This is a genomic window from Kitasatospora sp. NPDC058492 (assembly GCF_042720685.1).
Classification (GTDB): Bacteria; Actinomycetota; Actinomycetes; order Streptomycetales; family Streptomycetaceae; genus Kitasatospora.
The window spans coordinates 80,631-103,456 of the sequence record NZ_JBHXMU010000025.1; the positions used below are offsets into that span (position 1 = coordinate 80,631).

Annotated in this window: 11 protein-coding genes; 8 read left to right on the forward strand and 3 right to left on the reverse strand. The window is 72.3% G+C overall.

Annotated elements, in window-relative coordinates; genetic code table 11:
- The first annotated feature begins 28 nt into the window (after window positions 1–28).
- The 3 genes from ACFWPI_RS18590 to ACFWPI_RS18600 all read left to right on the forward strand — a co-directional run bounded on the left by ACFWPI_RS18590 (window position 29) and on the right by ACFWPI_RS18600 (window position 3,789).
- The gene (locus ACFWPI_RS18590) at window positions 29–1,639 is read left to right on the forward strand and encodes an MFS transporter (protein WP_063347351.1); all 1,611 of its coding nucleotides are present in this window, start codon (window positions 29–31) and stop codon (window positions 1,637–1,639) included.
- A 189-nt stretch (window positions 1,640–1,828) separates the two neighbouring features.
- The gene (locus ACFWPI_RS18595) at window positions 1,829–2,479 is read left to right on the forward strand and encodes a TetR/AcrR family transcriptional regulator (protein WP_380370596.1); all 651 of its coding nucleotides are present in this window, start codon (window positions 1,829–1,831) and stop codon (window positions 2,477–2,479) included.
- Window positions 2,480–2,919: 440 nt separating this feature from the next.
- Entirely contained in the window at window positions 2,920–3,789 is an 870-nt protein-coding gene (locus ACFWPI_RS18600; protein WP_363580978.1) for an endonuclease/exonuclease/phosphatase family protein, read from the forward strand.
- 6 nt (window positions 3,790–3,795) lie between these two features.
- Here the strand turns inward: ACFWPI_RS18600 and ACFWPI_RS18605 are convergent, their stop codons facing one another.
- Window positions 3,796–5,550: an NAD+ synthase gene (locus ACFWPI_RS18605; RefSeq protein ID WP_380370598.1), complete on the reverse strand. Its 1,755-nt coding sequence runs from the start codon at window positions 5,548–5,550 to the stop codon at window positions 3,796–3,798.
- Between the two features lie 163 nt (window positions 5,551–5,713).
- Here ACFWPI_RS18605 and glnA point away from each other — a divergent pair, with 163 nt between their 5' ends.
- Together glnA and ACFWPI_RS18615 are read left to right on the forward strand one after the other, a co-directional pair.
- Complete coding sequence (gene glnA, locus ACFWPI_RS18610) at window positions 5,714–7,075, forward strand: type I glutamate--ammonia ligase (RefSeq protein WP_063347345.1); 1,362 nt, start codon at window positions 5,714–5,716, stop codon at window positions 7,073–7,075.
- A gap of 165 nt (window positions 7,076–7,240) precedes the next feature.
- Window positions 7,241–8,458, forward strand: a complete 1,218-nt coding sequence (locus tag ACFWPI_RS18615; RefSeq protein ID WP_063347344.1) for a hypothetical protein — start codon at window positions 7,241–7,243, stop codon at window positions 8,456–8,458.
- Here ACFWPI_RS18615 and ACFWPI_RS18620 read toward each other — a convergent pair.
- Complete coding sequence (locus tag ACFWPI_RS18620) at window positions 8,425–9,624, reverse strand: acyltransferase family protein (protein ID WP_380370601.1); 1,200 nt, start codon at window positions 9,622–9,624, stop codon at window positions 8,425–8,427. The genes ACFWPI_RS18615 and ACFWPI_RS18620 overlap by 34 nt on opposite strands.
- A 197-nt stretch (window positions 9,625–9,821) precedes the next feature.
- On the opposite strand from ACFWPI_RS18620, the gene ACFWPI_RS18625 reads away from it, so the two are divergent.
- Window positions 9,822–12,854 (forward strand): bifunctional [glutamine synthetase] adenylyltransferase/[glutamine synthetase]-adenylyl-L-tyrosine phosphorylase, encoded by a 3,033-nt coding sequence (locus ACFWPI_RS18625; RefSeq protein ID WP_380370603.1) that lies wholly within the window; start codon window positions 9,822–9,824, stop codon window positions 12,852–12,854.
- A gap of 114 nt (window positions 12,855–12,968) precedes the next feature.
- On the opposite strand, the gene ACFWPI_RS18630 is transcribed toward ACFWPI_RS18625, so the two are convergent.
- Window positions 12,969–13,934, reverse strand: coding sequence for a phosphatase PAP2 family protein (locus tag ACFWPI_RS18630; RefSeq protein ID WP_063347341.1), 966 nt, complete (start codon window positions 13,932–13,934; stop codon window positions 12,969–12,971).
- A gap of 316 nt (window positions 13,935–14,250) precedes the next feature.
- Here ACFWPI_RS18630 and pulA point away from each other — a divergent pair, with 316 nt between their 5' ends.
- Together pulA and ACFWPI_RS18640 are read left to right on the forward strand one after the other, a co-directional pair.
- The gene (gene pulA / locus ACFWPI_RS18635) at window positions 14,251–19,752 is read left to right on the forward strand and encodes a pullulanase-type alpha-1,6-glucosidase (protein WP_380370606.1); all 5,502 of its coding nucleotides are present in this window, start codon (window positions 14,251–14,253) and stop codon (window positions 19,750–19,752) included.
- A gap of 549 nt (window positions 19,753–20,301) precedes the next feature.
- Complete coding sequence (locus ACFWPI_RS18640; protein ID WP_380337588.1) at window positions 20,302–22,638, forward strand: M4 family metallopeptidase; 2,337 nt, start codon at window positions 20,302–20,304, stop codon at window positions 22,636–22,638.
- The last annotated feature ends 188 nt before the right edge of the window (window positions 22,639–22,826 follow it).

Consider the following 22,826-nt stretch of genomic DNA (forward strand, 5'->3'; position numbering starts at 1 on the left):
TGCCACACCACCACGGACGGGAAGACCAATGACCACCGCAGCCGCGCCACCCCGCGTGCCGGAAGCCATCCACCGCCGCCGCTGGGCGATCCTCTGCACCCTGGTGCTCGCCCTGCTCGTCGTCGTCCTCGACAACTCGATCCTCAACGTCGCGATGAAGACCATCGCGACCCCCGCGCCGGTCGGGCTCGGCGCCAGCCAGAGCGACCTGGAGTGGTCGATCAACTCCTACACCCTGGTGTTCGCCGGGCTGCTCTTCACCTCCGGCCTGCTCGGCGACCGCTTCGGCCGCAAGCGCGCGCTGCTCGGCGGCATGGTCGTCTTCGGCATCGCCTCGCTGCTCTCCGCACTGGCCGCCTCGCCCGGTGAACTCGTCGGCTACCGCGCCCTGATGGGCGTCGGCGCCGCGCTCGCGATGCCCGCCACGCTGGCCATCATCATGAACGTGTTCGAGCGCTCCGAGCAGCCCAAGGCGATCGGCATCTGGGCCGGCGCGGTCGGCCTGGCCATCGCCATCGGCCCGATCACCGGCGGCCTGCTGATCGAGCACTTCTGGTGGGGCTCGGTCTTCCTGGTCAACGTCCCGATCGTGATCGTCGCGGTGATCGCGATGGTCGTCCTGGTGCCCGAGTCCAAGGACCCGAACCCCGGCAAGCTCGACCCGATAGGCGTGCTGCTGTCGATCATCGGCCTGGTCGCGCTGATCTACGGCATCATCAAGGGCGGCGAGCTGGCCGACTTCACCGCCGCCGAGGCCTGGGTGCCGACGCTGATCGGCGTGCTGGCGCTGGCCGCCTTCGTCTGGTTCGAGCGCCGCACCCGCTTCCCCGCGCTGGACGTCACCTGGTTCCGCAACAAGGTGTTCAGCGCCTCCGTCGTGGTCGTCGGCGTGGTCTTCTTCGCGCTGATGGGCGTCTCCTTCTTCGGCGTCTTCTACATCCAGAGCGTGCGCGGCTACAGCGCGCTCCAGGCCGGCCTGCTGATGCTGCCGCTGGCCGTCGCCCAGCTGCTGTTCGCGCCGCGGGCCCGGCTGGTGGTCGACCGCTTCGGCGTCGCCGCCACCGCCGCCGTCGGCATGCTGCTGATCGCGGTCGGCTTCGTCGGCTACACCCTGCTGGGCGTCGACACGCCGATCTGGGTGCTGATCGTGCTCGGCCTGCTGATGGGCACCGGCATGGCGCACGTCATGCCGCCGGTCACCGTCGCGATCATGGCCTCGCTGCCCCGCGAGAAGGCCGGCGCGGGCTCGGCCGTCAACAACACCTTCCGCCAGGTCGGCGGCTCGCTCGGCGTCGCCGTGCTCGGCGCGGTGCTCTCCACCGTCTACCGCGACGGCATGGCCGACACGCTCAACCAGCTGCCCGACGACCTGCGCGGCAAGGCCGGCGAGTCGCTGGAGGCCACCCTGGCCATCGCCGAGCGGATGGGCCCCAAGGGCGCCGCGCTGATCGGCCCGGCCGACGACGCCTTCGTCAGCGCCATGCACGTGGTGGCCTCGCTCTCCGCGGGCATCACGGTGGTCGGCGCGCTGATCGCCTGGTTCCTGCTGCCGCGCCGGTCGGCCGCCCCCGGCGGCCCGGCCGGGAAGGCCGCCGAGCAGCCCGACCAGAGCCGCAAGGCCGTGGCCGCGGACGCCTGACCCGCGATCGCGCTGAGCGACAATGGCCCTGTCACCCGGGTGGATCCCCGGGTGGCAGGGCCGAGGTCCAGGACGGCGGCCGCCACCCGGCCCGGTCCACGGACCACCATCGGAACCCGGTCCACGGACCACCATCGGAAACGGAACGGCGCTCGTGCGCCACGCGGACAGCGAGGGAGTACAGCGGGGATGAAGACGGACACCCCGGCCGCCGGGGCCGGACAGCCCTGCGCCGCCGTACGCCGCGGCCGCCCGCGCAGCGAGGCCGCCGAGCAGGCCATCTTCGTCGCCGTCGAGGACCTGATGGCCGGCGGCACCGCGCTGTCCGAGCTCACCATCGAGGGCATCGCCGCCGCGGCCGGCGTCGGCAAGGCCACCATCTACCGGCGCTGGCCCAACAAGGAGGCCCTGCTGGTCGACGTGGTCAGCCGGCTGGAAGTCCCGATGCCCGCGCCGACCGACGGCACCGCCCGGGACCACCTGATCGAGATGGTCGACTACATGCGCCGGCGCGGCCTCGCCAAGCGCTCCCGCTGGGTGCTCAAGGCCGCCCTCGGCCAGATGCAGAGCCTGCCCGACCTGTACAGCGCGTACCGAGACCGGGTGATCAAGCCCCGCAGGGAGGCGGGGCTCGCCCTGATCCGCCGCGCCATGGACGAGGGCGTGCTGCGGACCGACCTCGACGTCGAGCTGCTCGGCGACATGCTGATGGGCCCGATCCTGTACCGCAGCATCCTCTGGGACGACTCCGACCTGGAGGACCCGGACCTGGCCCGCCGGATGGTCGACTCGCTGCTCGAAGGCCTGGCGCCGCACGCGGCCTCCGGCTCCCGCGGCTGAACGCGCTCCCGCGCCCCGGACCCCGCGCCCCGGTCCCGTACCCGCAGCGACCTGCACCGACCTGTGTCCGACCCGCGCCCGGCGTGGCCTGGCTCACCAAACCGGGCCACGCCGGAACCCGCTCCGACGGCCCCGCGTCTGTCCCGGCATAGGCTGAGCCGGGTATCCGATCAAACCGGCACCAGTCCGGCACCCGCCCGTACCGCACGGGCCGGACACCGGACCGGCGACGGCACGAACAACGGGAGCCACGGATGACGCAGGCGGACAGGACCGACCGGAGCACGGCCGGCCCCTGGGACGAGGCGGGCGCCCCGGCCCCCGCGGGCCGTCCCGGAGGATTCCTGGGCCTGCGGCACTGGGGCCGGGACGGCCGCGGCGCCACCACCTGGCGGCGCGGCCTGGTCGTCGCGGTGCTGGCCGTGCTCGCCGCCCTGCTGATGGCCCTCCACGCCGACGTCCCCAACAGCGCCGGCAACCTCGGCAGCCTGCTGGAGACCTTCCTGCCCTGGATCGGCCTGGCCGTCCCGGTGCTGCTGGTCCCCGCGCTGCTGCGCCGCTCCGCCACCGCGCTGATCGCGCTGCTGCTGCCCGTCGCGATCTGGCTCAACCTGTTCGGCGGCCTGCTCAGCGACAAGAGCGGCGGCACCGGCGACTGGACGGTGGTCAGCCACAACGTCGCCGCCGCCAACCCCGACGTGCCGGGCACCGTCCGCGGCCTGGTGGCCTCCGGCGCCCAGATCGTCGCCCTCCAGGAACTGGCCGGCAAGCCGCTGCGCGACTACGAGAGCGGGCTCGCCGAGGCGTACCCGTACCACGAGGTGGAAGGGACGGTCGGCCTCTGGTCGAAGTACCCGATCAGCGGAGTCTCGCCGGTGGACCTCAAGATGGGCTGGACCAGGGCGTTCCGGGCCCAGGTCGCCACCCCGCAGGGCCCGGTCGCGGTGTACGTCGCGCACCTGCCGTCGGTGCGGCTGAAGGCCGAGGGCGGCTTCACCGTCGACCAGCGGGACGTCAGCGCGCAGGCGCTCGGCGACGCGATCCAGGCCGAGCCGGTGAAGAAGGTCCTGCTGCTCGGCGACCTCAACGGCACCATGAACGACCGCAGCCTGGCGCCGGTCACCTCGCAGATGCGCTCGGCCCAGGGCGCCGCCGGGGACGGCTTCGGCTTCAGCTGGCCGGCGTCCTTCCCGATGGCCCGGATCGACCAGATCATGAGCAAGGGCGGCCTCGCGCCGGTCGACTCCCGCACCCTGCCCCGGGACGGCAGCGACCACCTCGCGGTGGCCGCCACCTACCGGTTCAACTAGGGGCCCTCAGCCCCGCCGCCAGCGGTTGGTGATCGGCAGGCGGCGGTCCCGGCCGAAGTTCTTGACCGAGATCTTGGGGCCCGGCGGGTACTGCCGCCGCTTGTACTCGGCCGTGTCGACCAGCCGGACCACCCGGTCCACCACGGCCGGGTCGAAGCCGGCCGCGACGATCGCGTCCCGCCCCTCGTCGCCCTCGATGTAGCGGGCCAGCACGCTGTCCAGCAGGTCGTAGTCGGGCAGCGAGTCGCTGTCCTTCTGGTCCGGCCGCAGCTCGGCGGACGGCGGCTTGGAGATGGTGTTCTCCGGGATCGGCGGCACCTCGCCGCGCCGCCCGGCCTCCTCGTTGCGCCAGTGGGCCAGCCGGAAGACCAGCGACTTGTAGACGTCCTTGATCGGCCCGAACGCGCCCACCGAGTCGCCGTACAGGGTCGAGTAGCCGACGGCCAGCTCGCTCTTGTTGCCGGGCGCGAGCACGATGTGCCCCTCCTGGTTGGAGATCGCCATCAGCAGGGTGCCGCGCAGCCGGGACTGCAGGTTCTCCTCGGCCAGGCCGGTCAGCTCGGTCGCGCCCAGGTAGGCGTCGAACATCGGGGCGATGGAGACGGTGCGGTAGTGCAGCCCGGTCCGGCGGGCCAGCTCGGCCGCGTCGTCCCGGGAGTGCTGCGAGGAGTAGCGGCTCGGCATCGAGACGCAGTACACGTTCTCGGCGCCGATCGCGTCCACCGCGATGGCCGCCACCAGCGCCGAGTCGATGCCGCCGGAGAGGCCGATCAGCACCGACCGGAAGCCGTTCTTGGTGACGTACGCCCGGGTGCCGGAGACCAGCGCGGCCCAGATCTCCGCCTCGTCGGACAGCCGCGGCGCCACCTCGGGGGCCGGGGCGTGCGCGGGCGCGGCCTGCGGCTCGCCGCCCAGGTCGGTGCGGACGAGGTGCAGCCCGTCGCTCAGCAGCAGGCCGTCGGTGTGGTCGTCGCCGGCGGCCGGCAGGTCGAGGTCCAGCACCAGCAGGTGCTCCTCGAACTGCGGGGAGCGGGCCAGCACCTCGCCGTCCGCGCCGACCACGATCGAGTCGCCGTCGAAGACCAGCTCGTCCTGGCCGCCGACCATGTTGACGTAGGCCAGTGGGCAGCCCGCCTCGGCGGCCCGGCGCCGGACCAGCTCCAGCCGCTGGTCGTCCTTGTTCCGCTCGTACGGCGAGCCGTTGACCACCAGCAGCAGCCCGGCCCCGGCCTCGCGGGCCGCGGTGACCCGGCCGCCGTCCTGCCAGATGTCCTCGCAGATGGCCAGCGCGACGTCCACTCCGTGCAGCCGCAGCACCGGCAGCTGCTCGCCCGGGACGAACCAGCGGTACTCGTCGAACACGCCGTAGTTGGGCAGGTGGTGCTTGGCGAAGCGGGTCACCACCTCGCCCCGGTGCAGCACGGCGGCGCAGTTCTGCGGGGAGCCGGCCGGGCGGCCGAACCTCGGCGAGGCGTGCTCGGAGCGTCCGAGGTAGCCGACCACCACCGGCACCTCGCCCAGCCCGTCGGCGGCCAGCCGCCCGGCCAGCTCGACCAGCGCGCCCCGGGACGCCTCGACGAAGGAACTGCGCAGGGCGAGGTCCTCGACGGGGTAGCCGGTCAGGGCCATCTCGGGGAAGGCGACCAGCTGGGCGCCGGCCTCCACGGCCTGCCTGGTCCAGCGCACCACCTCATCGCTGTTGCGGGCGATGTCACCGACCCAGGGGTCGATCTGGCTCAGGGCGAGACGGAGATTGGGCATGCCCCCGAGTGTAATCGTCGAACTGACGCAATGTGCTGTCCGGGGGGTCGGACCAGGGTCCGGACTGCCGTCCCGCGCGGTGATCGGCCATGATGGGGGCAGTCGCGTCCGGGGGTCTTCCGGGCGTAACACGAGCGTAAAGAGCAGAGGTGAGACTGTCCCCATGGGCAAGCAGCAGCAGTTCGTGCTTCGGACGCTTGAGGAGCGTGACATCCGGTTCGTCCGGCTGTGGTTCACCGACGTGCTCGGGTTCCTGAAGTCGGTCGCGGTGGCTCCGGCCGAACTGGAGCAGGCCTTCGAGGAGGGCATCGGCTTCGACGGCTCGGCGATCGAGGGCTTCGCCCGGGTCTACGAGTCCGACATGATCGCCAAGCCGGACCCGACCACCTTCCAGATCCTGCCGTGGCGCTCGGAGACCCCCGGCACCGCCCGGATGTTCTGCGACATCCTGATGCCCGACGGCTCGCCGTCCTACGCCGACCCCCGGTTCGTGCTCAAGCGCACCCTGGAGAAGGCCTCCGCCCAGGGCTTCACCTTCTACACCCACCCCGAGATCGAGTTCTTCCTGCTGAAGAACCTGCCCGGCGACGGCACCCCGCCGATCCCCGCCGACCAGTCCGGCTACTTCGACCACACCCCGCGCGGGGTCGGCCACGACTTCCGTCGACAGGCCATCACCATGCTGGAGTCGATGGGCATCTCGGTGGAGTTCTCCCACCACGAGGGCGCCCCCGGCCAGCAGGAGATCGACCTGCGCTACGCCGACGCGCTGTCCACCGCCGACAACATCATGACCTTCCGTCTGGTCATGAAGGAGGTCGCGCTGGAGCAGGGCGTGCACGCCAGCTTCATGCCCAAGCCGTTCTCCGACCACCCCGGCTCGGGCATGCACACCCACCTGTCGCTGTTCGAGGGCGACCGCAACGCCTTCCACGAGACCGGCGCCGAGTACCAGCTCTCCAAGGTCGGCCGCTCCTTCATCGCCGGCCTGCTCAAGCACGCCGCCGAGACCGCCGCCGTCACCAACCAGTGGGTGAACTCCTACAAGCGGATCTGGGGCGGCTCCCAGCGCACCGCCGGCGCCGGCGGCGAGGCCCCGTCCTACATCTGCTGGGGCCACAACAACCGCTCGGCGCTGATCCGGGTGCCGATGTACAAGCCCGGCAAGCAGGGCTCCACCCGGATCGAGGTCCGCTCCCTGGACACCGGCTGCAACCCGTACCTCGCCTACGCCGTCACCCTCGCGGCCGGCCTCAAGGGCATCGAGGAGGGCTACGAGCTCCCGCCGGGCGCCGACGACGACGTCTGGGCGCTGACCGACTCCGAGCGCCGCGCCCTCGGCATCCAGCCGATGCCGCAGAACCTCGGCGAGGCGATCGACCTGATGCAGCGCAGTGAGCTCGTCGCCGAGACCCTCGGCGAGCACGTCTTCGACTTCTTCCTGCGCAACAAGCGGCAGGAGTGGGAGGAGTACCGCTCCGAGGTGACACCGTTCGAGCTGCGCAAGAACCTCCAGGTGCTCTGAGCGCCTGAGCGGCTCAAACACCTTCGGGCCCGCTGTCGTTCGATCGGATGACAGCGGGCCGTCCGCTCGGGTGGATCGTTTCCCCAATGGCGGCATGTGAAGATCCTGTGACGGACGGTTGTGGTCCGATGGGCGTGCTCGTCCGTTCCGTCCCGAGAGGATCCCATGCCCTCCTCCGCTGTCAGCCGCGCCGCCGCGGCCCGTCTGCTCGCCCGCCGGACCGTCGTCGCGGGCGCCGCCCTCGCCGCCGTCGCGAGCCAGCTGCTGGCCACCCCGATCGCCGACGCCCGTGGCTCCGGCTCCGGCTCGTCGAACCCGCACCCGCGCGCCGAGACCATCTCCGAGAACCCGCTGCCGTTCACCACCCGCTTCCAGGGCGACTTCCACGGCTCCGTCACCAGGATCAGCAACTCGCTGATGACCTGTGACGAGACCAAGGCACCCCTCGACCCGGAGCAGCCGCCCTGCGAGGACGCCCGCAAGGGCCTCGGCAGCATGCCGATCAACAACAAGTACGAGATGAAGTACATCAACATCGACCCGGGCTCCATCGGCCCGCTCGGTGACCCGATCTACTCCGCCAGCTCCGCCGACCTCGGCCTGATCGACGGCTCCAAGGTCAAGTACGCCCGGCTGTACTGGGGCGGCACCCGCGGCATCGGCGACACCGTGCTGCCGGAGAACCAGATCGACGAGGTGTACCTCAAGGTCCCGGGCGAGAAGCAGTACCGGGACATCGCCAACGACCAGCCGTCCATCGGCTACATCACCACCGACGTGGAGAGCAGCTACCAGGCCTCCGCCGACATCACCGACCTGGTCAGGAACGCCGGCAACGGCACCTACACCGTCGCCAACATGGACTCGGTGGTGAAGCCGCACAGCTGGGGCGGCTGGACGATCGTCGTCGCGTACGAGAACGACTGCAAGCCGATGCGGCACATCCACCTGTGGGACGGCTTCCAGGTCGAGCTGCCGGACAGCCCGACGCGGCAGATCAAGCTCGCGGGGCTGCAGACGCCGCAGAGCGGTCAGCTCCACGGCAAGCTCGGCTGGGTGGTCTACGACGGCGACCTCAAGTGGACCGGCGACACCCTGTCGGTCAAGTCCACCAACGGGCCCGAGACGCTGTTCTCCGACATCAACCACGCGCCGAACGACGCCTTCAACTCCACCATCGAGGAGTTGACCCCGGAGGACCAGTTCGTCCGCAACCCGTACAACCGCAACAACTTCGGCTACGACTCCAACCGCTGGGACATCTCGCCGTACCTGCGCAACGGGGACACCGACCTCACCGCCACCTTCAACACCCAGAAGGACGGCTACGACATCGGCGTCTTCTACGCCTACGTCAACCTGGACGGCTCCACCGACGCCTGACCGGCCGCCGCCCGGCGCCGCTGCCGCCCCACCCGCACCGCGCGGGCCGGCAGCGGCGCCGCCGCGTTCCCGCCGGGCCGGCGCGGCGAGCCGCGCAGCAGCCGCTCGCACGGCCGCTCCACCCAGCGGTACAGGCCCGCCGCCACCGCCAGCGACCCCCCGGCCAGCAGCAGCCAGACCCCGAGCGCCGCCGCCCCGGGCGCCGGGCGGCCCAACTCGGCGAGCCAGCAGCGGATGCCGATCTCGTGCACCAGGTACCAGGCGTAGGACCACTCGCCGAGCCGCACCGCCGTCCGCCCGGCCAGACCCCGTCCGACCGGACCCTGTCCTCCTGGCGGCCGGGGCGCCGCACCGGCCGCGTCCCGCTGGGCCGCCGCCACCAGCAGCGCCGCGAACAGCGCCGCCGGCACCAGCTGGGAGGCGCTGTAAGGGCCCCACCACAGCGCGTCCGGGACGGCCGCGTGCCAGGGCGCCAGCAGCAGGTGCCAGCCCGCCACCGCCGCGGCCGCCGCGCCGAGCCGCACCCGGGGGACCATCCCGTGCCGCACCGCCAGCCCGACCGCCACCCCGAGCACGAACTGCGGGGTACGGGCCAGCGGCAGGTAGTCCAGCAGCCAGCCGCGCACCGTCGGATCGGCCGGCAGCAGCGGGCCCGCCGCCCACAGCGCCGGGCCGAGCGCCGCGCACACCGCCGCCACCGGCAGCCAGGCCCGGCGGCGCGGCGCCAGCAACCGCAGCAGCAGCGGGAACAGCAGGTAGAACCAGGCCTCGGCGCCCAGCGACCAGGACGCCGGATTGCCGCCGTACACCGTCGCCTGCGCCCACGGATGCACCAGCAGCAGCGACCAGAGCGTGGCCGCCACCGGCAGCGCCGTGCCGATCGCGGCGTCCGCGCCCAGCGACAGCACGGTGCTCAGCACGTGCAGCGGCCAGATCCGGGCGAACCGGCGGCGGGCGAACGCCCCGGCGGGGACGGGCGAGCCGCCGTACGTCCAGGCCAGGACGAAACCGGACAGGACGAAGAAGAACGTCACCCCCGAACGCCCGTACCAGGCGAGCGGGTCGAGCACCGGCAGCCCGCCGACCTTGCGGGACAGGTGGTAGAGCACCACCAGCAGGGCCGCCCAGAAGCGCAGCCCGGTGAGCGAGGGCAGGCGGCTGGGCATCGGCGCTCCGGAACGGGATGGGACGGGGGTGGCACGGGATGGGACGGGGTGGCACGGTCTGCGCGGGGAGAACGAGCGCGGCGGGCCCGAGGTCACGGACGGACGGCGCGGCGCGCGGCGGCGGGCCGTCCGGCGGTCGTGTCCGGCGCCGGGCCGTCAGGGCGCGTAACCTGCTGGGGCGGACGGATGGAGGGGCCATGGCGGTGGACGAACAGCGGGCCGGGAGCCGGGTCAGCCGGCCGGAGATCAGACTGGTCAGGCGCGGGTTCACCGACCCGGCGCAGGCGGTGCGGCTGCTGGCGGGCCCCGGCCTGGAAGGCCTGGCCGACGACCCCGTGCTGCTGGACGCGCTCGGCGCCACCGCCGACCCCGACCTCGCCCTGCTCGGTCTGGCCCGGCTGCTGGAGGCCGCCGACCAGGCCGAACGGCACACCCTGCGCGACACCCTCACCACCTCCAAGCCGCTGCGCGACCGGCTGCTCGGCGTGCTCGGCGTCTCCACCGCGCTCGCCGACCACCTGGCCCGGCACCCGCACGACTGGCACATGCTGGTCACCTTCGAGCTGCGCGACATGCACCCCGGCCCGGAGGACTTCCGCCGCGCGCTCGCCGAGGGCGTCCGGCGCGGCCGGGAGGGCGGCCGCAGCCCGGCGGACGCGCTGCGCGTCGCCTACCGCCGCTGCCTGCTCGCCATCGCGGCCCGCGACCTCACCGGCACCACCGACCTCGCGCAGACCGCCGCCGAACTCGCCGACCTGGCCGGCGCCACCCTGCAGACCGCCCTGGACCTCGCCGCCGAGCAGGACCAGGACGCCGCCCGGGCCTGCCGGCTCGCCGTGATCGGCATGGGCAAGTGCGGCGGCCGCGAACTCAACTACGTCTCCGACGTGGACGTCATCTTCGTCGCCGAGCCGCGCGAGGGCGTGGACGAGCACGAGGCCGTCAAGGCCGCCACCAGGCTCGCCGCCGCCCTCACCCGGCTCTGCGCGGACACCACCGGCGAGGGCACCATCTGGCCGGTGGACGCCAACCTGCGCCCCGAGGGCCGCAACGGCCCGCTGGTGCGCACCCTGGCCAGCCACCTCGCCTACTACCAGCGCTGGGCCAAGACCTGGGAGTTCCAGGCGCTGCTCAAGGCCCGCCCGGTCGCCGGGGACGCCGAACTCGGCGCCGCCTACCTGGAGTCGCTGGCCCCGATGGTCTGGCAGGCCGCCGCCCGGGACAACTTCGTCACCGACGTGCAGCAGATGCGCCGCCGGGTCATCGACTCGATCCCCGCCACCGAACTGGACCGCCAGCTCAAGCTCGGCCCCGGCGGGCTGCGCGACGTCGAGTTCTCCGTCCAACTGCTCCAGCTGGTGCACGGCCGCACCGATCCGGCGCTGCGCAGCGGCAACACCCTGGAGGCGCTGGCCGCGCTCTCCCGCGGCGGGTACGTCGGCCGGGCGGACGCCGTCTCGCTGGACACCGCCTACCGCTTCCTGCGCTCCCTGGAGCACCGGATCCAGCTCTACCGGCTGCGCCGCACCCACCTGATGCCCACCGGCGCGGAGGATCTGCGCCGGCTGGCCCGCTCGCTGGCCGCGCTGATCAACGACGACACCCGCTCCGACCCGGTGGCCGCGCTGCAGCGCGAGTGGAAGCGGCACGCGGTGGAGGTCCGGCGGCTGCACGAGAAGCTGTTCTACCGGCCACTGCTCGACGCCGTCGCCGAACTGCCGCCGGGCGCGGCCGGGTTGACCCCGGACGCGGCCCGGGCCCGGCTGGAGGCGCTGGGCTACGCGGACCCGGCCGCCGCGCTGCGCCACCTCAGTGCGCTCGCCTCCGGGGTGAGCCGCAAGGCCGCGATCCAGCGCACCCTGCTGCCGGTGCTGCTCGGCTGGTTCGCCGACTCGGCCGATCCGGACGCCGGGCTGCTCAACTTCCGCCAGGTCTCCGACGCGCTCGGCCGCACCCCCTGGTACCTGCGGCTGCTGCGCGACGAGAGCGCCGCCGCCGAGCAGCTGGCCCGGGTGCTGTCGGCCGGCCGGCTCGCCCCCGACCTGCTGCTGCGCGCCCCCGAGGCGGTCGCCATGCTGGGCGACCCGCAGGGCCTGGCGCCGCGCGGCCGGGCCGCCCTGGAGCAGGAGATACTGGCCGCCGTCGGCCGGGCCGGATCCACCGCCGCGGCCGTCGCCGCCGCCCGCTCGGTGCGCCGCCGGGAGCTGTTCCGTACCGCCGCCGCGGACGTCCTCGGCCGCCTCGGCGAGGACCCGGCGGAGGCGCTGGACACCGCGGGGGAGGCGCTGACCGCGCTGAACGCCGCCACCCTCCAGGGCGCGCTGCGCGCCTGCACGGCCGGCTGGGAGGCCGAGCACGGCGACCTGCCGACCCGGATCGCGGTGATCGCGATGGGCCGGTTCGGCGGCCACGAGCTGGGCTACGGCTCGGACGCCGACGTGCTCTTCGTCCACGAGCCGCTGCTCGGCTCGCTGGAGCAGGACGCCGCCCGGGCCGCCCAGGCGGTCTGCAACGAGCTGCGGACCCTGCTCGGCGCGCCGTCCACCGAGCCGCCGCTGCTGGTCGACGCCGACCTGCGGCCGGAGGGGCGCAGCGGCCCGCTGGTGCGCACCCTCGCCTCGTACGCGGCGTACTACCGGCGCTGGTCGCACGCCTGGGAGAGCCAGGCGCTGCTGCGCGCCGAGCCGGTGGCCGGGGACGAGGAGCTGGGTGCGCGGTTCCGGCAGCTGATCGACCCGCTGCGCTACCCGGGCGTCGGGGTGCCGGAGCGGGACCTGGTGGAGATCCGCCGGATCAAGGCGCGGATCGAGGCCGAGCGGCTGCCGCGCGGCGCCGACCCGACCACGCACACCAAGATCGGCCGCGGCGGGCTGGCCGACGTGGAGTGGACGGTGCAACTGTTCCAGCTCCAGCACGGGCACGAGCTGCCGGCCCTGCGCACCACCCGGACCAGGGCCGCGCTGGCGGCCGCCGCCGGGGCCGGGCTGGTCGGGCGGTCGGACGCGCAGGTGCTGGACGCGGCCTGGGTGCTGGCCTCCCGGGTGCGCTCGGCGGTGATGCTGGTGCGCGGCCGGCCCGGCGACAGCTTCCCCGGGGAGGCCCGGGAGCTGGCCGGGGTGGCCCGCTACCTCGGGTACGGCGCCGGGCACAGCGGCGAGCTGGTGGACGACTACCGGCGGACCACCCGGCGGGCCCGGGCGGTGGTGGAGCGGCTGTTCTACGGCGGCTGAGACCGGCGGCTGAGGCCCGGGGGCTGAGGCCGGCGTCGAGGCCCGCGGCTGAGGCCCGGGCATGCGAAAGGGGCCCCGGGTGGGGCCCCTTCGGTTCGTCCAGGTCCGGCAGCTCTACCGGCGGGCGCTGCTCACCGCGGGTTCGCTCCACTGCTCGGGGACGGTGATCGGCTCCTCCGCCGTCTCCCGGGCGGGCACCTGGGGCAGTTTGTAGACCCAGGAGCGGTACATCCAGCGGGCGGTGAGGAAGCCCAGGGCGAGGCAGAGCTCACCGCCGACGGCGTCCATCCAGAAGTGGTTGGCGGTCGAGACGATCACCGTCAGGGTGGCCAGCGGGTAGAGCAGGCCGAGCACCCGGACCCACGTCCGGCGGGCCAGGTAGAAGATGGCCAGCCCGCACCACATCGACCAGCCGATGTGCATCGAGGGCATCGCCGCGTACTGGTTGGACACGTGCGCGGCGGGCCCGGAGGCCATCGAGCCCCAGGTGCCGTGGACCTTCACGGTGTCGATGAAGCCGCCGTCGGTCATCAGCCGGGGCGGGGCCAGCGGGAAGAAGTAGAAGCCGATCAGGGCGATCGCGGTGGTGGCGAACAGCACGGTGCGGGCGGCGACGTAGCGGCCGGGGTGGCGGCGGTAGAGCCAGACCAGCACGCCGATGGTCACGATGAAGTGCAGGGTCGCGTAGTAGTAGTTCATCCCGGTGATGAGCCACCCGACGCTGTCGACGGCGTGGTTGATCGAACGCTCGACGGCGATGCCCAGCGACTGCTCCAGGTCCCAGATCCAGCGCGTGTGCTTCTGGGCTATCGAGGCCTGCTCCGGGACGGCGTTGCGGATGATCGAGTAGATCCAGTAGCTGATCCCGATCAGGGCCAGTTCGAACCAGATCTTCGGCCGGGCCGGTGAGCGCCGTTGGTCGCGGATGCGGCCGCGCAGTGCGGCGATACGGGACTGGGTGGCGCGGGCGGCTCCGTCGGGCAGGCGTCCCGAGGAGGCCGGCCGTGCTCCGGAACCGTCACCGAGCGCCGCTTCGGCCCGCTGTGCGCGGCCGTGTTGGATCTTGGTCGGTTCCCCCATGGACGAGAAGTCTGCCAGACGTCCCGTCGCCGTCCGATCATCCCCTGGCAGTGGATTCTTCACCGGCTGTCCCCCTTGAGGGCTAGGGGGAGGCTCCCACCGGGGTAGGGGGTGAGGTCGGGTCTGGTGCTTACCGGTGGGACAGGCATGCGTCCCATTGTTACGCCGACCGCTCCAAGGGCGTAATCGGGGTGGCGGCAACGGTCCTGGCCTGGAGTTTCCCGGAAAGAAACCGTTTCTGCATCTTGCTGAAACATATTGCAGGCCGCTAGCTTCCAGGGAACTCGCTCACCCCTTCCCCTAAGGGAGACCCTCAGTGGCCGATGTCCGGCTCCGCCCCCGGCGGAGCACCCCCCGACGCAGACCCGGCCGCACGGCCGTCCTGCTGGCCGCCGCGCTGACCGCCGCCACCCTCGGCAGCGCCCCCGCGGCCCTCGCCGCCGCCCCGCCGCCCCCGCCCTCGGACGCCGCCCTGGCGGCCACCGCCGGGCGGCACGACCTCAGCCGCGAGCAGTTCTACTTCGTCCTGCCCGACCGCTTCGCCAACGGCGACCCCGCCAACGACACGGGGGGCATCACCGGCGGCCGGCTGGACCACGGCTTCGACCCGGCCGACAAGGGCTTCTACCACGGCGGCGACCTGGCCGGCCTGATCCAGCGGCTCGACTACATCCAGAACCTCGGCACCACCGCGATCTGGATGGCCCCGATCTTCAAGAACAAGCCGGTCCAGGGCAGCGGCGACCAGGCCTCGGCCGGCTACCACGGCTACTGGATCACCGACTTCACCCAGGTCGACCCGCACTTCGGCACCAACGACCAGCTCAAGGACCTGATAGCCAAGGCCCACGCCCGCGGCATCAAGGTCTTCTTCGACGTCATCACCAACCACACCGCCGACGTCATCGACGACGCCGAGCAGCAGCACGGCTACCGCTCCGTCGGCGCCTACCCGACCCTCGACGCCGACGGCAACCCCGTCGACGAGACCGCGACCGCCGACGCGGGCGCGCCCTGGCCGCGGCTCACCAAGGACTCCTTCCCCTACACCCCGGTCTTCCGCAAGCCCGCCGACGCCACGGCCAAGACCCCGTCCTGGCTCAACGACCCCGCGCTCTACCACAACCGCGGTGACTCGACCTTCGTCGGCGAGTCCGCCACCGAGGGCGACTTCAGCGGCCTGGACGACCTCGACACCCAGAACCCCCGGGTGGTGAAGGGCTTCGAGAAGGTCTACCAGCAGTGGGTCAAGGACGCCGGCGTGGACGGCTTCCGGATCGACACCGTCAAGCACGTCAACATGGCGTTCTGGCAGCAGTGGGCGCCCGCGCTCAAGGACTTCGCCGCCAAGCAGGGCAACAAGAAGTTCTTCATGTTCGGCGAGGTCTACTCCGGCGACCCGGCGATCACCTCGCCGTACGTCACCAAGGGCAAGCTCCAGGCCACCCTGGACTTCCCGTTCCAGGGCGCCGCCCGCGGCTACGTCTCCCAGGGCGGCTCGGCGAAGAACCTCGCCGACGTCTACGGCCAGGACTACCGCTACACCACCGCCGACACCGACGCGTACGAGCTGCCGACCTTCCTCGGCAACCACGACATGGGCCGGTTCGGCTCCTTCCTGCTCGCCGACAATCCGGGCGCCGACGAGGCCACCCTGCTGAAGAAGGACCGGCTCGGCACCGAGCTCCAGTTCCTCACCCGCGGCCAGCCCGTCGTCTACTACGGCGACGAGCAGGGCTTCACCGGCGCGGGCGGCGACCAGGACGCCCGACAGGACATGTTCGCCTCCAAGACGCCCTCCTACAACGGCGACCGGGTGCTCGGCGGCCCCTCCGGCCCGGCCGACCGGTACGGGCAGGGCGGCGCGCTCTACCAGGACGTCGCCGCGCTGGCCAAGCTGCGCCGCGACAACCCGGCGCTCGCCGACGGCGCCCAGATCGAGCGCTACGCCGCCGACGGCGCGGGCGTGTACGCCTTCTCCCGGATCGACGCCGGGCAGCGGACCGAGTACCTGGTGGCGGTCAACAACGCCGCCGAGGCGAAGACCGTCACCCTGGACACCTTCTCCGCCGGGATGGGCTTCGACCGGATCTACCCGGCAACGGGCGGGAAGGCGACCTCCGGCGCCGACCGCAAGGTCACCGTGACCGTGCCGGCGCTCTCCTCGGTGGTGTTCAAGGCCGGCGCCGGGCTCGCCCCCACCACGGCGGCGCCGCAGCTCTCCGTGCAGCCGCCGGCCGACGGTTCGAGCGGCACCGTCACCGTCGGCGCCACGACCGGCGGCGGCTTCAACCGCGTCACCTTCGCCGCCCAGATCGGCACCGGGCCCTGGCAGACCCTGGGCACCGCAGACACCGGGAAGAACCTGGTCACCCAGGACCTGGGCGCCACCGCCCCCGGCACGGCCGTCCGCTACAAGGCCGTCGTCCAGGACTCCAGCGGCCGGCTGCGCTCCGCCACCGCGAGCTTCACCACCGGCGCCCCCGCACCCAAGCCGGTGCCCACCGCCGCCGCCCGCCCGTACGCCGTCGTGCACTACAACCGGCCGGACGGCGACTACGACGGCTGGAACCTCTACGCCTGGGGCGACCTCGCCGACGGCGAGGCCACCCCGTGGCCCGCCGGGCACGCCTTCACCGGCCGGGACGCGTACGGGGCCTTCGCCTACGTGAAGCTCAAGCCCGGCGCCTCGGACGTCGGGTTCGTCGTCGAGAAGAACGGCGTCAAGGACGTCGACGCCGACCGCCACGTCGACGTCGGCGCCACCGGCGAGGTCTGGCTCCGGCAGGGCGACCCGGCCGTGCGCACCGCCGACCCGGGCCCGGTGAACACTCCGCCCGCCAACACCGCCGTCCTCCACTACAACCGGGCCGACGGCGACTACGACGGCTGGGGCCTGCACGACTGGACCGGCGCCGCCACCCCCACCGACTGGGGCAAGCCGCTGATGCCGGTGCGCCGCGACGCCTTCGGCGCCGTCTTCGAGGTGCCGCTGGCCCCCGGCGCGACCAGCCTCAGCTACATCCTGCACAAGGGCAACGACAAGGACCTGCCCACCGACCAGTCCCTGGACCTCGCCGTCGACGGCCGCGAGGTGTGGCTGCTCGGCGGCCGCGAGGGCCACCTGCTGCCGCAGAACGCCGCCGCCTCCGCGCAGGTGGACCTCGGCAGCGCCAAGGCCCAGTGGATCGACGCCAGGACCGTCGTCGTCCCGGCGGCCTACGGCGCGGGCGACGCGGCCCTGGCCGGCGGCACCAGCGCCCAGCTGGTGTACGACCCCGAGGGCGGCATCCGCGCCGACAAGGGCGTGCTGACCAAGCCCGGCCGGTGGATCCGGCTCAACGCCGCCCAGGGCGGCCTGACCGCCGCGCAGAAGGCCGCGTTCCCGCACCTGGCGGGCTACCGGGCCTTCACCGTGGACGCCCGGGACACCGCCCGCGTCCCGGCCGCGCTGCGCAGCCAGCTGCTGTTCACCGAACACCTGCCCAGCGGCGCCGTGCTGGCCGCCACCGGCGTGCAGACCCCCGGCGTGCTGGACGACCTCTACGCGCGCCGCACCGGCCGGGTGGACTTCGGCCCGGCCTACTACAACGGCAAGGTGGCGCTGTCGGTGTGGGCGCCGACCGCGCAGGAGGTGTCCGTCCAGGTCTTCGACAGTGCGACCGGCGGCACCCCGAAGACGCTGCCGCTGAAGCTGGACGACGAGACCGGCGCCTGGGAAGTCGTCCGCGACAAGGGCGAGTTGGACGGCAAGTACTACCTGTACCAGGTGAAGGTCTGGGCGCCCTCCGTCCAGCAGGTGGTGGTCAACACCGTCACCGACCCGTACTCGGTCGCGCTGTCCACCGATTCCAGGCGCAGCCTGGTCGCCGACCTCGCCGCCAAGGAGCTCAAGCCCGCGGGCTGGGAGGAGCAGAACGTCCCCAAGCCCGTCCCGCCGGCGCAGCAGCAGATCCAGGAACTGCACGTCCGGGACTTCTCGGTGGAGGACACCACCGTCCCGGCCGCCGAGCGCGGCACCTACCTGGCGTTCACCGAGTCGCAGTCGGCCGGCATGCGGCACCTGCGGGAGCTCGCCCAGGCCGGGGTGACCACCGTCCACCTGCTGCCGACCTTCGACATCGCCACCATCCGGGAGAACCGGGCCGACCAGAAGCTGCCGGCCTGCGACCTCAAGTCCCTGCCCCCGGACGGTCCGAAGCAGCAGGAATGCGTGGCGGCCGTCGCCGCCGACGACGCGTACAACTGGGGCTACGACCCGTTGCACTACACCGTGCCGGAGGGGTCGTACGCCACCGAGACGAACGGGACGGCGCGCACCGTCGAATTCCGGCGGATGGTGCAGGCGATGCACGAGGCCGGGCTGCGGGTGGTGCTCGACGTGGTCTACAACCACACCGCCGCCAGCGGCCAGGCCGAGCACTCGGTGCTGGACAAGGTCGTCCCCGGCTACTACCAGCGGTTGGACGACAACGGCAAGGTCACCGCGGACAGCTGCTGCGCCGACACCGCGCCCGAGCACGCCATGATGAACCGGCTCGTGGTCGACTCGGTGACCACCTGGGCCCGCGAGTACAAGGTCGACGGCTTCCGCTTCGACCTGATGGGCCTGGACCCGAAGTCCACCATGCTGGACGTGCAGGCCGCGCTGCGGAAGATGACGCCCGCCTCGGACGGCATCGACGGGAAGAACGTCTTCCTCTACGGCGAGGGCTGGAACTTCGGCGTCGTCGCGAACAACGCCCGGTTCGAACAGGCCACCCAGCTCAACCTGGCCGGCACCGGCATCGCCACCTTCGACGACCGGCTCCGCGACGCCGCCCGCGGCGGCAACTTCATGCTGAACTCCGCCCCGCAGCAGGGCTTCGCCTCGGGCCTGTACACCGACCCCAACGGCTCGCCCGCCAACGGCACCCCGCAGGAGCAGAAGGACCGGCTGCTGCACCAGATGGACCAGCTGAAGGTCGGACTGGCCGGTAACCTGGCCGGCTACTCCTTCACCGACAGCTCGGGCCGGGCCGTCACCGGCGCGCAGGTCGACTACAACGGCGCCCCGACCGGGTACGCGGCCAAGCCGGGCGAGGCGGTGGAGTACGTGGACGCCCACGACAACACCGACCTGTTCGACGCGCTCGCGTACAAACTGCCGACCGGCACCGCGCCCGCCGACCGGGCCCGGATGCAGGCGCTCGGGCTCTCGCTCACCGCGCTCACCCAGGGCGCGGGCTTCGCCCAGGCCGGCAGCGACCTGCTGCGCTCCAAGTCGCTGGACGCCAACTCCTACGACTCGGGCGACTGGTTCAACGCCATCCACTGGGACGCGACGCAGGGCAACGGCTGGGGCCGGGGCCTGCCGCCGGCGGCCGACAACAAGGAGATGTGGCCGACCGCGCAGTCCCTGCTGGCGAACCCGCGGCTGACCGTGGGGGCGGCCGAGATCCGTGCGACCTCCGCGCAGTACCAGGAGTTCCTGCGGATCAAGCAGTCCTCGCCGCTGTTCTCGCTGCCCACCCTGGCCGCCGTCCAGCAGCGGCTGTCCTACCCGCTCTCCGGCACGTCCGGTGAGACGCCCGGGGTGATCACCCTGCACCTGGACGGCACCGGGCTGAAGGGCGCCGAGAAGGGCGTCACCGTGGTGTTCAACGCCACGCCCACCGCGCAGGCGCAGACCGTGGCGGCCCTGAAGGGGACGGGCCAGGCCCTGCACCCGGTCCAGGCGGGCGGCGCGGACGCGGTGGTGAAGCAGTCCGGCTTCGACGCCGCGACCGGCACCTTCACCGTGCCGGGCCGCACCGTGGCGGTGTTCGTCCAGGGCTGATCGACGAACTCCGGAACCCCCGGGTCCCGCACCGCCGTTGTGGCGGCGCGGGACCCGTTTCGTTTTGGCCGCCCGGTGGCCGGAAAGCACCGATGGCACGGCCGGAAGCGTGATGTGCCGCCCCCGCCCGGTGCCGTCGGCCGCCGGGTGGCGCGGGTGGGGGCCCTGAGCGCTGGTCAGTGACTTCCGGAAGTGATCGAACATTCCCCGGATCATGAAAACCGTGTTCATGAGTTCTCAAAGGGGTAACACAACTGATGAACAGTCATGCATACGGTTTCGGTAATGAATCGGCCATTCCGTGGCATGCATCTGTCATTGACGACTCGTTTGCTGCCACGATTCCTGCGGCTGCAGACGAGGGGGCCCCACCCCCCGGTGCAGCCGACCAGATCAGGTGCAGCGCGTCCCAAACCTGCCACGACTTGTGAGCACCGCAACCGCACCCCCGTCGCACACCCCGGGCGGGGGCCCCCACTGCGCCGCAACCCCGCGGCCCAGGTTTCTCTCCACCGGTGCGAACCCGCGCCGGTCGGAAAAGGAGTCCGCATGTCCCGTTACGCTCACGCCCGGAAGGCCGCGGTTGTCATGGCCGCAACCACCGCGCTGCTGGTGACCGGCATACCGGTCATCGCGCAGGCCGCGACGCCCGACGCCCCGTCCGCCGTCGCCGCCCAGCAGTCGGACCGGGCCGCGCTGATCGCCTCCGCGAACCAGCAGTCCGCGTCCTTCGCCCAGGCCCTCGGCCTGAGCGGCCAGGAGAAGCTGGTCACCAAGGACGTCGTCCTGGACACCAACGGCGGCCGCCACCTGCGCTACGAGCGCACCTACGCCGGACTCCCGGTGCTCGGCGGCGACCTGATCGTCCACCAGGACGCCGCGGGCGCCACCAAGAGCGTGACCAAGGCCAGCGAGGCCAACCTCAGCGGCGTCAGCACCACGCCGGCCCAGGCCGCGCCGAAGGCCCAGGCCGCCGCGCTCGCCGCCGAGCAGGGCGCCGCCGTCGACACCGCGCCGCGCCTGGTCGTCTGGGCGGCCGACGGCACCCCGAAGCTCGCCTGGGAGACCGTCGTCTCCGGCCGCGAGTCCGACGGCACCCCGAGCAAGCTGCACGTGGTCACCGACGCCGCGACCGGCGACGTGCTCAGCAAGGCCGACGGCATCAAGCGCGGCTCCGGCAACGGCGTGTTCGTCGGCAACGTGCCGCTGACCACCACCCAGAGCGGCTCGACGTACTCGCTGAAGGACGCCACCCGCGGCGGCCAGTACACCACCGACATGAAGAACGGCACCTCCGGCAACGGCACGCTGTTCAGCAAGTCGAGCGACACCTGGGGCAACGGCCAGGCCAGCAACCGCGAGTCCGCCGCCGTGGACGCCCAGTTCGGCGCGGCCGCCACCTGGGACTTCTACAAGAACACCTTCGGCCGCAACGGCATCCGCAACGACGGCGTCGGCGCCATGAGCCGGGCCCACTACGACACCGGCTACGTCAACGCGTTCTGGGACGACAGCTGCTTCTGCATGACGTACGGCGACGGCTCGGGCGACACCCACCCGCTGACCGAACTCGACGTCTCCGGCCACGAGATGAGCCACGGCGTCACCTCGGCCACCGCCAACCTGAACTACTCGGGCGAGTCCGGCGGCCTCAACGAGGCCACCTCGGACATCTTCGGCTCGATGGTCGAGTTCTACGCCAACCTGCCCGCCGACAACCCGGACTACCTGATCGGCGAGCTGATCGACATCAACGGCAACGGCACGCCGCTGCGCTACATGGACAAGCCCTCCAAGGACGGCACCTCCGCCGACTCCTGGTACTCGGGCGTCGGCAACCTGGACGTGCACTACTCGTCCGGTGTCGCCAACCACTTCTTCTACCTGCTGGCCGAGGGCAGCGGCGCCAAGGTGATCAACGGCGTCAGCTACAACAGCCCGACGGTCAACAACATCACCGTCGGCGGCATCGGCCGGGACAAGGCCCAGCAGGTCTGGTACAAGGCGCTGACCGCGTACATGACCTCCACCACCAACTACGCCGCCGCCCGCACCGCGACCCTGAACGCGGCCACCGACCTGTACGGCGCGAACAGCGCCGAGTACAACGCGGTCGCCACGGCCTGGGCCGCCGTCAACGTCGGCTCGCTGCCCAACCCCGGCGGCATCACCGTCACCAGTCCGGGCAACCAGTCCACCGCGGTCGGCGGTGCGGTGAACCTCCAGATCAAGGCCTCCGGTGGTACCGCGCCGCTGTCGTACAGTGCGACGGGCCTGCCGGCCGGGCTGGCGATCAACGCCTCCACCGGCGCGATCACCGGTACCGCCACCACGGCGGGTTCGTCGAACGTGACGGTGACGGTGAAGGACTCGGCGGGCAAGTCGGGTACCGCGAGCTTCACGTGGACGGTGACCGGTGGCGGTGGCGGTACCTGCACGCCGGCGCAGCTGCTGGGCAACGCGGGCTTCGAGACGGGTTCGGCGGCGCCGTGGACGACCAGCTCCGGTGTGGTGGACAACAGCTCCTCGCAGGCGGCGCACGGTGGTTCGTGGAAGTCGTGGCTGAACGGCTACGGTTCCTCGCACACCGACACGCTGGCGCAGACGGTGACGATCCCGGCGGGCTGCAAGGCGACGCTGAGCTTCTGGCTGCACATCGACACCGCTGAGTCGGGCAGCACCGCGTACGACAAGCTGGCCGTGTCGGTGAACGGCACCACGTTGAAGACGTACTCCAACGCGGACGCCGCGGCGGGCTACCAGCAGCGGACCTTCGACCTCTCGTCCTACGCGGGCCAGACGGTCACCCTGAAGTTCACCGGCACCGAGGACGCCTCGCTGCAGACGAGCTTCGTGATCGACGACACCTCCATCCAGACCGGCTGAGTCCGGACCGGGCCCCCGCGGGCCCGGTGAACCAGGACAGGTGAGGGGCCCGGCGGCTACGGCTGCCGGGCCCTTGTCGTGCGTCCGGGCCCAGGCGGTGCAGAAACGTTTATCCCAGGCCCTTGACGCTCTCTCCCGGCGGCCCTAGGTTCAGCGCTGCAAGTTTCCGGCAAGTTACAGAAACTTCC

Bases quoted from the DNA above. Each gene is read 5' to 3' on its own strand.
- ACFWPI_RS18640 (WP_380337588.1), top strand. From the start codon at position 20,302: ATGTCCCGTTACGCTCACGCCCGGAAGGCCGCGGTTGTCATGGCCGCA.
- ACFWPI_RS18590 (WP_063347351.1), top strand. From the start codon at position 29: ATGACCACCGCAGCCGCGCCACCCCGCGTGCCGGAAGCCATCCACCGC.
- ACFWPI_RS18615 (WP_063347344.1), top strand. From the start codon at position 7,241: ATGCCCTCCTCCGCTGTCAGCCGCGCCGCCGCGGCCCGTCTGCTCGCC.
- ACFWPI_RS18620 (WP_380370601.1), bottom strand. From the start codon at position 9,624: ATGCCCAGCCGCCTGCCCTCGCTCACCGGGCTGCGCTTCTGGGCGGCC.
- ACFWPI_RS18605 (WP_380370598.1), bottom strand. From the start codon at position 5,550: ATGCCCAATCTCCGTCTCGCCCTGAGCCAGATCGACCCCTGGGTCGGT.
- ACFWPI_RS18600 (WP_363580978.1), top strand. From the start codon at position 2,920: ATGGCCCTCCACGCCGACGTCCCCAACAGCGCCGGCAACCTCGGCAGC.
- glnA (WP_063347345.1), top strand. From the start codon at position 5,714: ATGGGCAAGCAGCAGCAGTTCGTGCTTCGGACGCTTGAGGAGCGTGAC.
- ACFWPI_RS18625 (WP_380370603.1), top strand. From the start codon at position 9,822: ATGGCGGTGGACGAACAGCGGGCCGGGAGCCGGGTCAGCCGGCCGGAG.
- ACFWPI_RS18630 (WP_063347341.1), bottom strand. From the start codon at position 13,934: ATGGGGGAACCGACCAAGATCCAACACGGCCGCGCACAGCGGGCCGAA.
- ACFWPI_RS18595 (WP_380370596.1), top strand. From the start codon at position 1,829: ATGAAGACGGACACCCCGGCCGCCGGGGCCGGACAGCCCTGCGCCGCC.